Origin of the sequence: Psychrobacter sp. Ps4 (genome assembly GCF_022129285.1) — a bacterium.
In the GTDB taxonomy this organism is placed as follows: domain Bacteria; phylum Pseudomonadota; class Gammaproteobacteria; order Pseudomonadales; family Moraxellaceae; genus Psychrobacter; species Psychrobacter immobilis_A.
The window spans coordinates 275,998-291,399 of the sequence record NZ_JADQAK010000001.1 but is presented as its reverse complement, the minus strand read 5'-3'; the positions used below and the strand labels follow the sequence as shown (position 1 = coordinate 291,399).

General features: G+C 40.8%; 9 protein-coding genes. 8 read left to right on the top strand and 1 reads right to left on the bottom strand.

The annotated features are described in order from the left end of the window. Positions 1-366 precede the first annotated feature (366 nt). The 5 genes from I3252_RS01150 (at position 367) to I3252_RS01130 (ending at position 9,050) form a co-directional block, all read left to right on the top strand. Positions 367-2,748, top strand: coding sequence for a TonB-dependent receptor (locus tag I3252_RS01150; protein ID WP_238033944.1), 2,382 nt, complete (start codon positions 367-369; stop codon positions 2,746-2,748). Between the two features lie 439 nt (positions 2,749-3,187). Then, on the top strand, positions 3,188-3,976 hold the full coding sequence (locus I3252_RS01145; protein ID WP_238033943.1) for a hypothetical protein: 789 nt from the start codon (positions 3,188-3,190) through the stop codon (positions 3,974-3,976). 13 nt (positions 3,977-3,989) lie between these two features. Continuing rightward, a complete protein-coding gene (locus I3252_RS01140; RefSeq protein WP_238033942.1) occupies positions 3,990-7,025 on the top strand; it encodes a hypothetical protein in 3,036 nt (1,011 codons plus the stop codon). Continuing rightward, on the top strand, positions 7,015-8,382 hold the full coding sequence (locus I3252_RS01135; protein WP_193007400.1) for a hypothetical protein: 1,368 nt from the start codon (positions 7,015-7,017) through the stop codon (positions 8,380-8,382). The genes I3252_RS01140 and I3252_RS01135 overlap by 11 nt, the downstream gene beginning before the upstream one ends. Before the next feature lie 41 nt (positions 8,383-8,423). Then, positions 8,424-9,050, top strand: coding sequence for a hypothetical protein (locus I3252_RS01130; protein WP_193007399.1), 627 nt, complete (start codon positions 8,424-8,426; stop codon positions 9,048-9,050). A gap of 177 nt (positions 9,051-9,227) precedes the next feature. Here the strand turns inward: I3252_RS01130 and I3252_RS01125 are convergent, their stop codons facing one another. Next, entirely contained in the window at positions 9,228-10,133 is a 906-nt protein-coding gene (locus tag I3252_RS01125) for a LysR family transcriptional regulator (protein ID WP_201501268.1), read from the bottom strand. 294 nt (positions 10,134-10,427) lie between these two features. On the opposite strand from I3252_RS01125, the gene I3252_RS01120 reads away from it, so the two are divergent. The 3 genes from I3252_RS01120 (at position 10,428) to lldD (ending at position 15,173) form a co-directional block, all read left to right on the top strand. Beyond that, positions 10,428-12,134, top strand: coding sequence for an L-lactate permease (locus tag I3252_RS01120; RefSeq protein WP_238033941.1), 1,707 nt, complete (start codon positions 10,428-10,430; stop codon positions 12,132-12,134). 62 nt (positions 12,135-12,196) lie between these two features. Continuing rightward, positions 12,197-13,903 carry a D-lactate dehydrogenase gene (gene dld, locus I3252_RS01115; RefSeq protein ID WP_198329965.1) on the top strand — a complete coding sequence of 569 codons (1,707 nt, stop codon included), beginning with the start codon at positions 12,197-12,199 and terminating at the stop codon, positions 13,901-13,903. Positions 13,904-14,030: 127 nt separating this feature from the next. Continuing rightward, positions 14,031-15,173 (top strand): FMN-dependent L-lactate dehydrogenase LldD, encoded by a 1,143-nt coding sequence (lldD, locus tag I3252_RS01110; protein ID WP_193836978.1) that lies wholly within the window; start codon positions 14,031-14,033, stop codon positions 15,171-15,173. Positions 15,174-15,402: the final 229 nt, after the last annotated feature.

Sequence of the window (15,402 nt, the reverse complement as noted above, 5' to 3'; positions counted from 1 at the left end):
ACGGCAATATAGTCAGTGCTATTTCATCTGGCGTTCTGGGACTTTTGGCATCTTCTATCGTACCAAGGCCATCATATGATCTAAGAAGCCTTGTTCAGGCGCTTGGGTGATATGAATAATATATCAGTGTTTAGCCATATAGAGAGCCATCAATTGAATTATGGATACCGCTTAGATAGATGTCGAATCTTGAGTGACGCTGGAGCAGTATTTTTTGGGAGCAATAAGGGTTTTCGATATTGTAAATAATTATAGAAACAACAATGATTATCATTTACAATATTGTTCACAAAGTTAGTACACACAGCATTATTAGCTAAATATAACTTTTACCACTCTTTGATCCTCCAATTAAGTGAAGTGAATATGAAACGCCACCATCAAGTTGCTCTATCCTTTCTTACCCTTTGTATCAGCCAGCAACTATATGCACAAAACAATGTCAGTGCTATGGACATCGCTTCAAATACGAGGCTTTCAGAAGACTTAGCTGTCAATGCCGCCTCAAGTGAGTTACCAAACGTGACTTTAGATACCATTACGGTCACTGCTAAAGCAAGGACAGGAACGGCTTTGGCACAAAAAATTAGTGAGATGCCCGCCGTCACACAGGTAATTACCGAAAATGAGCTGCAGATGCAGGCGACAGGCAATCGCACTACTGGAGATATATTGGCTCAGCTAATTCCAAGTTTGGGGGCGAGCAGCGGCTCAACCAGTAACTATGGCACGACCATGCATGGCCGTCCCGTGCAGTTTTTGCTGAATGGTGTGCCATTGAGTGGCTCACGCAGCCTTTCACGCGAGCTAAACAGTATCGACCCTGCGCAGCTTGAGCGGGTAGAAGTGCTCTCTGGTGCGACCAGTATTTATGGGGCTGGCGCGGCTGGTGGTCTGATTAATCTCGTCACAAAATCTATGGTGGGTTATGGCTCTATCAGGCAAACCAGAGTCGGCGTCAGTAGCAGTCGTAATTTTGACTCAGATTCATTGGGTTATCATATGGGGCAGACATTAGGTTATGGCGGTGAGCGAGTCTATGGTCGCCTAGATGTGGATTATGATCGTAAGGGCGGCAAATTCGATAGCCACGATAATCGCATCAGTCCAGACGTCAATCAAACTGACCAACAAGATACCGAGTCGCTAAGTATTAATGGTAGCTTGGGTATAGAGCTCACTGACAGTCAGCGTCTCGATTTGGCAGTGACTTACTACAAAGATGAGCAGGATACGGACTACGGTCCAGACTACGGTGATGGTTTGGAAGTATTATTTGGCGCAAAACCGTCCTTAGAAGCCATTGATGGTGCCAATATACAGAATGAGCCTTTTACGGAAAAAACATCAGTGAACCTAAATTATAATAATGATGATATTGCAGGCTCAAATCTGAGCGTGACTGGCTACTATCGAGATGAAAAAGGCCGTTTTTACCCTTCTGCCAAGAGTGCAGCAAGCCAAGCTGCTGAAGTATGGCAAGCCAATGGTCTGACTGATAAAGCCACGCTAGGTAAGCTGTTGGAGGCAGCAACATTGGTCACTCAATCAGAGGCAGATATTGAAGTGATGGGTCTACGCGTCGCCATGCAAACGGATAGCGAAATCGTGGGTAAAAAGACACTATTTAGCTACGGGGTTGACTTTGAACGCGAAAAAAGCGAGCAAACCTATGAAGGTCAAGACTTAGATAAATTTAAAGCCAGTAACGGTCTAAGTGCTCAGCCAAATGGTCTTAGCTATAATGGTGGACCAGATACCACCATCGATAAATGGGGCGCTTTTGTCAATGCGGATATAGATATCACTGATAAATGGCATACCAGTGCTGGCGTGCGCTATCAAAAACTCAAAGCAGAAACGGCTACTTTCACGCCCATTTATGAGCAATTGCTCGAAGAGTATTTTAATGATCCTCTCATCAACGGTGTCAGTGATGCTTATGGCATTGACTATCAGGCTGGTCAAGTGGAAAAGGGCAATACAGACCACGATAAAACCCTATTTAATATCGGTACCAGCTATCAATTAACCCCAAATGACCAAGTATTTGCCAATTTTTCACAAGGCTTTACCACTGCTGACATTCAGCGTGCGCTACGTGATGTACGAGCAGGCTTTGTCGTCAACTCAGACAACGTACAGCCTATTGCGATCGACAATTACGAGTTGGGCTGGCAAGGTAAGCATGGCAGTACTGCTGCACGATTGAGCGGTTTTTACAATGAATCAGATAAAACGGTACGCTTTACCAATGACTATACGGTAGAAGTCGTCGATACCGATGAGCGCGTCTACGGCGTAGAAGGCTCGCTCAGCCATGATATTGATGATCAATGGCAAGTGGGTGGCAGTGTCGCCTATACTCGTGGCCAGTATGATAAAGATGGTGATTGGTTGGAGCTGGATGCCGTACGCTTGACACCACTTAAAGGCACCGCATTTGCACAATACAACTTCGATGAAGGCAGTAATATACGTCTACAAGCATTGGCAATTGGCGGTGATGATAAAGCCTTTAAGGATCAACAAAAAGATCCTGATTCTAGCGCATTACCAGTCACAGGTTATATGACGCTTGATGTATTAGGACAAGTCAAAATGCCGGTAGGCCGAGTAGACTATGGGATTTATAACTTACTCAATAAGGATTATCTAACGGTCTATCATCAAACAACCTATGGTGACTTGAATCGTCTGCCTGCATCGGGCACAACTTACGGGTTGAGCTACACTGTGGATTATTAAAAATAATATCAGAAAACCTTTTACGCTAATTATTGAATAGCGTGAAAGGTTTTTACATTTTTCAAAACCTTTGCAATTTCTTATAATAGTAAGCCTGTAGCATTATGGTATAGACTGTATTTAAACAGGCATTCATCAACATTCTCCTAGCCGTTATTCGGTATCAACTTTTAGTACGCTATCTATGAGTAAGGGAGTAGCAAAATACTGCTTTACTTTTTACTTCCTTATTTAGTCTGTCTCAATTCGTCATGAACTTTTTATATACTTCGTGAAGTCGTCATATTTCTCGCTTTTGTTCTATTAATGTCTGAAACTGTGCTGATATGATATAGTCAGCGGACCACTAAACTGTTAGGTATGATGCTCCCTTCATTGTACTACTTGCATGATCTGCGGTTACCTGTTTTTAATATGACTTTTAAAAAAGATTTGATATATGGCTGCGAAAACCTTAAAAAACTATTTGGAAAAAATAGACGCTGGTGAAGCTGTTAATCTTAGAGCTTTTCAGAAATTAATAGCGTCTATTTCATCCTTTGATGGATTTGCTGAGTCTGACCTACAATCGATTAAAAAGGGTGCACATACTTACATCCTAAGTTATATCGACCCTGAAAAGTTGGCTTTTTTACATCATTATGCTGACAGTCAAGGTGAAGATAGAGTCTCAGGAGCAATGCAAAATAATAGCCATGCATTTAAAGTGAATGGCTCACTACTCCTTATCCAAAAATACCAAAACAATCCTGACGTTCTGATATTCAAAGACGACGGTAGGATTCCTAAATATAAAACCAATAAGTCTGCGTTAATATTAGAAAACAGAGAGCTGTTTATTCATAGCGATAAAACATTTAAGTTTTTGAGCGAGCACTACCAAATTACTGAGGATATGCGTAAAGACATTGACGTCATCTTTGGTGCAGGGACAGAGATTACTAATAGCTTACACCTTCCATTTTTAAGTCTTTATAACACCTTGTATTTATGTCTAGATCTTGACTTGGGCGGCATTAAAACGGCAACCTCACTGATTAATAACTTGCCATCAAGCATGGAGATTCACTTTGTCATTCCAAATGATGTCGAGTCTCGCCTTAAGCAAGTTATTGATAAATGTTCGCCCGAATATATGCAAAAGGTATACAACCTTGATGAGAATATGCCTCAAGCACTGCTCCCCTGCATACGCATTATTAAAAAACATAATACTATCTTAGAATAAGAGGCATATTTGTATGGCTACTGATTTTAATACTCATCACCTGTCTTTTAATGAGCTTACGGCTCACAATATAAATGCCCCTACTATGGATCATAAAGATAGTCCATTGATCGACAATGACTTAGAACAGGGTATTGATGACTATTTGAATGATGACTTTAGACTCAACTATTCTCTTAATAAGATTGTTTTAGTTAACTCCGCAAGTCATGCTTACTCAGAGATACCCATCGACGAGCCTTTAGTACTACTTGGTAAAAATAACCGCGGCAAAACCTCTAGTCTCGCCGCGACTAAGCTTATTTTATACCCTGAGGTCAATTTTAATAACTGTGAAAGCAAATTTAACTTTACGAACAAAGCAAATGATCCCTACAGCAAGGAAGAGTCTTACAAACATTATTTTCCAATCAGTGAATCTTTTATCGCCGTAGAAGTAAAGAACCACGCTGGTTTATTTACGATGCTGCTATACCGTGTTGGAGATTATAAATACCATCGTTTGTTCTTCCCTGTGCCTTATGAAGAGATAAAGCCGTTCATATGGAATGAGCAGACCAATTACTTTGCTGATGAGTTAGGTATTAAAAGCCTGATAGAGATACAGAAAAAACTGGGTGGATTACACCTCACCACCAAGCAAGAATTACAAAATGTGATGTATGGTAATAGAGGATCTAAGACCAGCCATTTTTGTGTGGTGCCGATTAAAGACCAAAAAGAGGCGTCTATTCGCTCTTTTGTCAAAGTTTATGAATTAGCGTTTGATGCTGGTAAGGATGAGAAAAAGAAATTGCCCAATGCTATTGCGACTATTATCGAGATGCAGCGGGGACGAGACAAAGAGAAGCTGAACGAAAATGTACATGACCTTAAGATAGAGCGCGCGCAGCTATTTGAAGAAAGTTTAAAGATTAAAAGCTTAACGGAGAATAAAGACGACTATGAATTTATTCAAAAGCAGTTTGATGCTCTACATCTGGATGCAAAACATGCGGTCTTAGAGTACACGGCATTTTTACGAGAATTTAAATTAAAGCAGCAGCAGTATGCTCAAGATAAAATCGCTATTGGTGCTAGAAAGGAAGACATTGAGAGAGAACGCAATCATGCCATAGAAGAAGTAAAGCAAGTTGCAAATGAGATTACTAGATTGGGTACACTGCACAAAGCATTAAAAGAGGAAGTAGCACAGCTGCAGCAACAGAAAATCAAAGCTGAGAAAATATTAGGTCAATTTTCTCACAAAAGCCCACAAGATATTATTGCTGAAATGACTATCCAACGTCATAGGTATGACGAAACTTTTAAAGCCATGCAAGCTAAAGAAAATACAGTTATTTTAATTCAGCAAAAGAATAAGCAGAAACAGGACTTAGAGGAAAAAATAAAATCCGCTCAAAACGGACTTGATAATCATGACTTGTTACTTGCCAATCAGTTACCCTCCCATAGCGCTCATATATTAGGCAGTATTAATGAGGATTTTTTAAATATTACCGCTAATAGCCCATTGACGGAGGAAGCGCTACGTCAAATTAGTGATTTTACGGCGCTGTTTACGGTTGATGATGCTAATCATTTGTCCTTTTTATCGTTCACTTTACCTAATACATTTTATCACCCTTATGATGCTGATAAACAGCGCTCCCAGTTTGAAAAAACTATTACACAAGATAAGAAAGAAGCGTCTACATTGAGCCAAGAGATTGGAGAGTTAAACAGCGCACTGTCTCAGTTTGATACAGACATAGGTAAAAAGATTGCTGAGGGGAAAAAACAAGCCCTTAAGGAGCAGATAGTAGAGCTTGATGCCAAGATTACGCTACTTGAAGGGTTATCTTTGATCAAAAGTCAGATAGAGGATAAAACACAGCAAATAAGCCAAAAAGAAAAGGCGCTGGCAGAGGCTCAAGACCTGCGAGCCATTAAAGATCAATCTAAAGCATCAACAGACAGTAAGTACAATCAAATCGTAGAGCAGTTCGATGACATTATTAGCTTCGGTAAAGAGGCTGAAAGCATTACAAGTCTGCTGGCAGGTGTGAGAAAATCGCAGGGATTGCCTTATCTAGCGGAAGACGACCCTGAGATAACATCATATTTAGAAAATAATGATATTGAGATTAATTTAAATGAGGCATCTACAATCGCCAATAGCATAGGCGGGCTAAGTGAGCGTATTAATAGGCTTGTCAGCAAAGTGTCAGATTTTACAGAAGTTGTTTTGGTAGAGGGCATTAATCCGCACCAGCGTATTGAAGGTATCAATAGTCTGGGAGAGGTAATTCAGCAATACAAAAACTCCTTTGATACGCTTGAATTTCAAAAAAGCAATTATCATGACAAAATAAAAACCCATAATAGTGTGATTGATAACTTATTAAAAGAAATTACAGATTCGGCTGGATTACTACGTACGACGATTAGCTCCCTCAATAAAAAATTGAATGAGCATAAGATATCTAACTTACATCAAGTCTCTCTTAAGCTTAACTTAGCACCTGATTTTGCCAATTTGGAACGTACCTATGCTAAACACAATGCCAATCAAACCAGTCTTTTAGATGAGCGCTTTTATGAATCACTTATTAACTATGTTGAAAAGACTAGCCATTCAAACAGTCAACGTTTAAAAATGCGTAATTTGATTGATAGTATTGACTACGAGTATACGCAGGCGACGGGTGAAATCGAACAAAAGTCACAATCAGGCGGTACGACCAGTACCATTACCGCCTTAATTGCCACATTGCTGTTTAGTGAAGCTTTCCAAAAAGGCAGTAGCTTACGCATGCCTATTATTGTGGATGAAGTGGGCACCATTGACAAAGATAATATCAAGACCATTGTTGAACAGGTAAGCAATGCTGGATTCACTATTATATGCGCCAATCCGGGCTTGCATGCAGACACCCTACGCTATATCCCTAATTACATTCGAGTTGATAAAAGCTTGCTCGATGGCAAGCCCAAATCTCGTGATTGTATCTTCCATATTATGCCGAGCCAAATCAACCGTCAGGGGAGGGTTGTGCATGGTCATTAATCGAGAAGCGATATTAGCAGGTATATTAAAGCATAAATCCCATTTTTTTAGATTCGTTGATGTGATTAATGCCAACGAGACAGCGTTACAGTTTCCTATGACAGCGTATCTGAAATTTTACGAACAAGTTATTTATCAAGATGATGACTATGCCTTAAAAGATATCTTAAGTGTCGAGGCATTATTGCAGGCGAATGTATTCGTTAATATTGATGGTTTAACCAATATGGTAACGCTATCAAAAGACATTTATAACATCTTAGTATGGCTGGATATTTCTCGCAAAAAACAATTAGATTCTCAACCTTTTGAATCGCATCGACAAGACGTCGTTCGACTGGCAAATGAGTTGACGACTTTGCCCATTGAGGGTATTAACTTTAAAGAGACTTATGCTTTTTTCTATGAAAAACTTAGCGACATTCAAGTAGATATCTCTGAAAATATGCGAGTCCTAGATTACCGTGTCGATGAAATTGCAGATATGTATAAAAGCCGTGAAATGGGCTCATTAGAGACGGGTTTAGATGAGTTATTTCATAGAGCGCAGCATGTATATCATCGTAACATCACGCCTTGCCTTGAGTTTATTAACCCAAGCCTTGAATTAAAAGGGACTAAAAATCTATCAGAAACCTTAAAAGATCTTGAGCATTATTTTGAAGAAATAGGGGAAGTAGACAAGGCGAGAACACTACAGTTTCGCGTTGGCGCTATCTTCTGTTATTACAAAGACATCAGAGCCATTGCCAGTCGTTTAAACGCTTATTTGGTGAATTTAGCACAAGAAAGAGAGTTCTTTTTGAGTATGGAGCGCGCTTTTGGGGTGTTGGTTGAATCGCTAGTGCCTTTAAGGCATGGACGCCATCAGAATAAATACTTAAATGCGGACAGCGAGGTATTCAAGCTTGCCACAACCTTTGATGGTTTAGAAGATCATAAAAAAAAGTACGAGAAACGTTTTAACTATTCACCAAGTAGGGGACTGGATCATTTTAATAATTATTATGAGATGATGCTCAGACGTCCGTTGAAGCAAAAGCTGGATAATCCCTTACGTGCGTTACCACTAGAGATTGACATTGAAGAGGAACGCTGCGAACAAATATTGAGTATAACGTTATATGAGATAGCAGTGGATAATATGATTGAGAATGTACAACGCTATGTGTGGCAGAAGCTACAGGAGTTATTGCCTAATGCAGGCATAATAGATTTTTTGTATGCGCTCGAATACTTTTTAAGTGCACTGGATGACGCATGTGTGTCTCAGCGCCGCAACGATCGTGATAGGATTGATGATGGTGTTTATTATCTTGATTATATCATTTGGGATTATGCAGAAGCCTCACTTTAAACATCCTAACGTTACTTCAAATAGACAGGTAGCACGCTATTATGGCAAATTACACATTAAGCAAAGAGATATATAGCCATTTAATGAATGGAAAGATGCTCAATAAACATCTCCTTGATAATGCAGGTGATGACACCGTTAATCCATTATTTATTGAGATAATAGACAATAAAGATGAATACGTTAAACAGTATAAAATGAGCGGTTATCATCTGGTTATTGCACCAATAAATGATCCTGAGTATATTTGCATCGTTGCTACAGGCACGCTAGATGGCACAAAAACTGAACTAGCAATGAAAGCGATGACTATGTTGCTTGTTATTGGTCAATATATTAATCACCATAAATTTAAACTCAGTAAATTAACCAATGCAAAAAGTGGTGGCTTGACTGAAGATGATTTTTTGAAAATGGCAGACATGCCTCATGTTAAAGAGATATTGGAGAAGTCCAAACTCATCACAAAAGGTGAGCGGACGTTACAAGACGTGGTTATGAAACTATTGGTTCATCGAGATATTATGATTGAAGTACCTAGCAAAAAAGCTTATATATTAACCAACCCAGGCCATTCTTTTTATCAGGAGATTCAGCGTAAGTTTGACACTGAGTCTGAGCTAGCAAATGAAGAAGATAATACGACAATAGATACGCAAGCAAGTTAATATTCAGAACAGCAATGTGTTATGACTTGATTACCTAACTTGCCAATGTAGCTAATATGATAATTATATTTGGCTCATCAATCAGTTTTTATTGCCCATAAAAAACTCTTCACTATCTCTTTAATTTTAAGACCGCTTTATTAGTTTTTTTATATACATCAAAAACAGGCTTATTACTTAGTAGTAGTAAGCCTGTTTTTGATGTAATGAGTCTCGTAAATGTGCAACGAGCAGTTTTAACTTTTGATCCGGTTGTCTGGCCTTAGGATAAACCGCATATAGCCCCAGCTTCTTGCTGGTAAAACATTGTAAAATCTGCGTGAGTGTATTTTTCTGTATCTCCTCATAGATCAACACTTGTGGTAAAAAAGCGATACCTAAATCGCTAAGCGCGGCTTGTTTAATTGCACTCAGATGATTGCTATGAAACCGACCAGGGACAGATATTAATTGCTCTTTGCCGTCTATATATAGCGGCCATGTACTGTTAGCCGTATTATCAAACTTATAAACCAAGCACTCATGATTTTGTAACTGTTCAGGAGTTTGAGGCGCACCATGTTGCTCTAAATAGGCTGGAGTCGCGCATATAATCCACTGGCTATCTATAAGGCGCCTTGCAATGAGTGAAGAATCTTCAAGCACAGCAGTCCTTAGTGCCAAATCAAATCCTTCCTCTATCAAGTCAACCAATCGATTGGTAATTTGTAACTCTACTGATACTTCAGGGTGTTGTTTACAGAATTCGGCAATAGATTCGCTAAATATGAAATTCGCAGAGACCACAGGCATGGTTATACGTATATGACCTTTCATATCTTCGCCGTAACCCGTGACAGCATTTTCAGCTTCTTGAAAGGCGGATTTAGCAATTTTAGCTTTGTTATAAAGCGCCCTGCCTGCATCGGTTAAGCTCAACTTTCTAGTGGTTCTATAAAGCAGTTGTATATTTAAGTTCTCTTCTAATCTCGCAATGCGCTTGCTCACTACCGAGTTCGTCAATGATAATTTTTCAGCGACTCTAGAGAATGACCCTTCTTCGACAACTTGAACGAATAAAATCATGTCGTCAGCTTTGGTCACACTTGTTCTCCAATTTTAGTAATGTGTTTCTAATTATAGCAAAAAAGGAAAATAACATTGTCCATTGATGCAATATATCAATGAATTAACAAGGCGTAGACTATTTCAGGGCATTTTTAACATTGGGACATAAACTGTCGCAAGTCGTGCTCGGCTTTGTCTACAAGACAGCTTTAGTAAATAAGCAGTCCCTATTTGTGAATATTTAATACAACTTAGTCATCATAGATTCGTCAAAATAAAGGCTTCGATGACTTAGTTCAAGGAAGATCACACAATCAAAAGGATGTAATTTTGAATCAAACAATATATGGGCTTTTGGCATTACTGCCAATCGTTCTCTGTGGTATTTTTCTGATAGGTTTGCAATGGTCAGCTAAAAAAACAATGCCTATCATTTTAGTGGTTACCGCTGCGCTTGCCATTTTTATATGGGATATGACGCTTAACCGAGTGTCATCATCTATTATTCAGGGTTTGGTCATTACGGTTTCGGTATTGTGGATAGTCTTTGGTGCTATTTTTTTGTTGAATACATTAAAACATACTGGTGCAATCGCCGTTATCCGTGCTGGGTTTACTAATGTATCGCCAGATAGGCGTGTGCAAGCCATTATTATTGCATGGTGCTTTGGTTGCTTTCTTGAGGGCGCCTCTGGTTTTGGTACAGCTGCCGCTATTGCAGCGCCTTTGCTGGTGGCAGTAGGATTTCCGGCGCTGGGTGCGGTGTTGATGGGAATGATGATACAAAGTACACCTGTATCATTTGGTGCGGTCGGTACGCCTATTGTGATAGGGGTAAATGATGGGTTAGATAAAGCTGCCATTAGTGCTCAACTGGCACAACAAGGAGTACAGTGGGGCGAATTTTTACAACTGATTACCAGTCAAGTCGCCATTATTCACGGTGTCATTGGTACGTTTATGCCACTTTTTATGGTGATGATGCTCACTCGCTTCTTTGGTAAAAGCAAAAGCTGGCGGGAAGGCTTTGCGATTTGGCCGTTTGCAATTTTTGCAGGCTTGGCATTTACAATCCCTTATATGATAACCGGTGTTTTTTTAGGGCCAGAGTTTCCGTCACTGGTCGGTGGCTTGGTCAGTATTACTGTCGTTGTTAATGCTGCTAAAAGAGGGTTTTTGGTACCAAAAACCACATGGGATTTTGAACCGCAAAAAAACTGGCCGAGTGAATGGCTTGGTAAGTTAGTGGTCAGTAAAGAAGATATTACGCTAACCTTGAGTGATAAGAAGATGTCCACCCTTATGGCGTGGTTCCCTTATTTATTGGTTGCCCTTTTACTGGTGTTTTCAAGAGTATTTACAGGCTTTCAGTCTTTACTTAACAGTGTAGCAGTAGACCTAACCTCGATTTTAGGTGAGACAGATATCAGTGCCAGTTTTAGTCCTTTATACTTACCGGGCGGCTTGTTACTAATTAGTGCTTTGGTTGCCGCCGCTTTTCAAACTAGAAAGCCCGTCAGCGCACTAAACAGTGCCTTTAAAGAATCAGGTAAGACTGTGTTAGGGGCAGGTTTTGTACTTATCTTTACGATTCCAATGGTTAGAATTTTTATTAATTCAGGCATAAACTTATCAGATGTGGCGAGTATGCCAGTCGCCAGTGCAGAGTTGTTTTCAGGTACTTTTGGCAATGTTTTTCCATTGATTAGTGCAACCATTGGTGCTTTAGGTGCATTTATCGCAGGCTCTAATACCGTATCTAATATGATGTTCAGTCAATTCCAATATGAAGCCGCCATGAGCTTACATATTTCACCTTCTCTAATCATCGCAGCGCAAGCGGTTGGTGCCGCAGCCGGTAATATGGTTGCCATACATAACGTGGTGGCTGCATCAGCAACGGTGGGTTTACTTGGTATGGAGGGCGCCACACTTAGGCGTACTATTTTACCCACCATATACTATGTGTTGTTCTGTGGCATCATCGTCATGGCCGCCATTTATATTTTTGGTTTTCAAGGTCCCTTGGCATCATGAGTGACACACCATTACAAGATAAGGAGCGTCATATATCTTCGTCAAATCAAGCTTCTCAAGGCATGCTTAGTCCTGATCAGGTGTTAGATAAACTAACCAACTTGCTAGGCGCGAGTAATGTACAAGCTGATCCAGAGAAAAATGAGCACTATAGAATGGGGTGGCGCTCTGGTGGCGGCAGTGCCTTAGCGGTTTTGTTTCCGCAAACATTGCTGGACATTTGGCGTAGCCTAGAAGTGTGCGTTGAAGGCGACTGTATTATCATTATGCAAGCGGCAAAAACAGGCCTGACTGAAGGCTCAACACCAAGCGGTAATGACTACGATAGACCCGTTGTGGTGATTAATACGCTTGCCATAAACCAGTTGTATTTGGTGAATGATGGCGAGCAAGTGATTAGCTTGTCTGGGGCGACATTGCATCAGTTGCAAAGTCAGCTTAATGCTGTCAATAGAGCGCCTCACTCTGTCATCGGTTCCTCGACGTTAGGTGCGTCTATTATTGGTGGTATATCTAATAACTCTGGTGGAGCTCTGGTTAAAAGAGGGCCTGCTTACACCGAGCTTGCATTGTTTGCCCAAATAAATGAACACGGTCAACTGGTGCTAGTCAATCATCTAGACGTCAAGTTGGGTGATACTCCTGAAGAAATATTAACGAATTTGCAAAACGGTCATTTTGATAGAAGAGAATTACCTGACACTGGTAAGCTCGCATCTGACAGAGAGTACATCGCCCGAGTAAAAGATGTTGATGCAAGCACGCCCAGTCGCTTTAATGCGGACAAGCGCAGACTGTATGAAGCAAGCGGCTGTGCTGGCAAGCTTGCCGTATTTGCAGTACGTCTTGACACTTATCCAATAGCGGCAAAAGAGCAAACTTTCTACATAGGCACCAACAGTGTGAGTGAGCTTGCACAGCTCAGAAGACAGATACTATCCCGCTTCGACAATATCCCTGAAGTGGGCGAGTATATGCATCGTGATATATTTGATGTCTCCGCTAAATACGGTAAAGACACGTTCTTGAGTATCAAGCATCTCGGTACAAATGCTTTACCTAGACTGTTCTCTATCAAAGGCGCTATGGATGCAAAATTTCATAAGTGGTCATGGATGCCAAAGCATTTCACTGACAAAGTCATGCAGTTTATCGCTACTCTATTTCCAAAGCATTTGCCCAAGCGCATGATGGAGTACCGTAATCAATACGAGCATCACCTCATCATAAAAATGAGTGATGAAGGTATAGCAGAGGCTCAAGATTTTCTGAAGACGTTTTTTGATGCGTCGGACACGGGTAACTATTTTGAATGTAGTCAGGAAGAATCAGAAAGCGCGCTTTTAAATCGTTTTGCCGCAGCCGGTGCCGCATTACGCTATGAAGTTATACATGAAAAAGAGGTCGGTGAGATATTAGCGCTGGATATTGCCATACCACGTAACGAGCTAGAGTGGCTTGAAAGCTTGCCTGAAGACATTGAAAAACACTTAGAAAAGAAGCTGTATTACGGACATTTCTTTTGTTATGTGTTTCATCAAGACTATATATTAAAGAAGGGCAGTGATGCCAAGCTTGTTAAAAAGATGATGTTAGAGCTATTGAGCGCACGCGGAGCCAAATATCCTGCTGAGCATAATGTCGGTCATCTATACGAAGCAGAGCCTGATTTGCAGAATTTCTATAAAAGTCTAGACCCAACCAATAGCTTTAATCCCGGCATCGGTAAAATGTCAAAAACCAAACGTAACTGCTCGTGCTGTTTGTAATAGGCAGTTTGGGCTAAGCTTGCTGCTTCAAAAACAAGCCAATTGCATCCATCGTTTAGCACTAATCAATAAATAATTAGAGATTCAAAAATATTACATAGATATCTAACAGAATAAGGGCAAGCGTATGATTATTTCATCTCCAAACGACTACAGGGCTGCTGCCAAGCGCCGACTGCCACCATTTCTATTTCATTATATAGATGGCGGTGCTTATGAGGAATATACCTTAAAACATAATGTTGAAGATTTATCAAAAATTGCCCTTAGACAACGTGTACTGAATGATATGTCACAGCTTAGTCTCGAGACGCAGTTATTTAATGAAACTCTGTCTATGCCTGTCGCGTTGTCACCCGTAGGTCTGACAGGTATGTATGCCCGCCGCGGAGAAGTGCAGGCCGCTATGGCAGCCGATCAAAAAGGCATTCCGTTTACCATGTCGACAGTTTCGGTTTGTCCGATTGAGGAAGTAGTGCCTAAAATTAACCGTCCAATGTGGTTTCAGCTTTACGTATTAAAGGACCGAGGTTTTATGAAAAATGCCTTGGAGCGTGCCAAAGCGGCGGGGTGTTCGACCTTGGTTTTCACGGTGGATATGCCGGTACCAGGGGCACGCTACCGAGATATGCACTCTGGTATGAGCGGTAAAAATGCCGCTATGCGCCGTTACTTCCAGTCTGTGATGCATCCGCAATGGGCATGGGATGTAGGACTGAATGGCCGTCCGCACGATCTGGGTAATATCTCTACTTATTTAGGCAAGACAACAGGATTGGAAGACTATATAGGCTGGCTAGGTAATAACTTTGACCCCTCTATTTCTTGGAAAGATTTAGATTGGATTCGCGAGTACTGGGATGGGCCTATGGTCATCAAAGGTATTTTGGACCCAGAAGATGCCAAAGATGCGGTGCGTTTTGGGGCAGACGGCATAGTCGTATCCAATCATGGTGGGCGACAACTGGACGGTGTTTTATCCAGTGCACGGGCGCTGCCTCCTATTGCCGATGCGGTTAAAGGAGAGATTAAAATTTTAGCCGACTCTGGCATACGTAATGGCTTAGATATTGTGCGTATGTTGGCTTTGGGCGCTGATATTTGCATGCTAGGGCGCGCTTTTATTTATGCTTTAGCAGCGGATGGCGGTGCAGGGGTAAGCAATTTGTTAGAACTGCTAGATAAAGAAATACGCGTCGCAATGACCTTGACTGGTGCCAAAACGATTGCTGATATTAATTCTGACTGTTTGGTAAAACTGGATAATTAAACTGAGGCTATAGAGTTTGTCAGTACATGAAGTGAGCTCATGCAGATAAGATACCGGAGATTAGAAGCCGTCAGATTGGTCGTTGATCACAAGCGCGAGGTTGCAGAAATTCCAATATCTAGGCTACCAACAATAGAATGTTAGGGTGTTTTGGTTGTTATGTGATGACTGGGAATGAGATGCTATGCAAAGGGCTTATTGTGCATTGTGAATGCTAATAGGTATATTA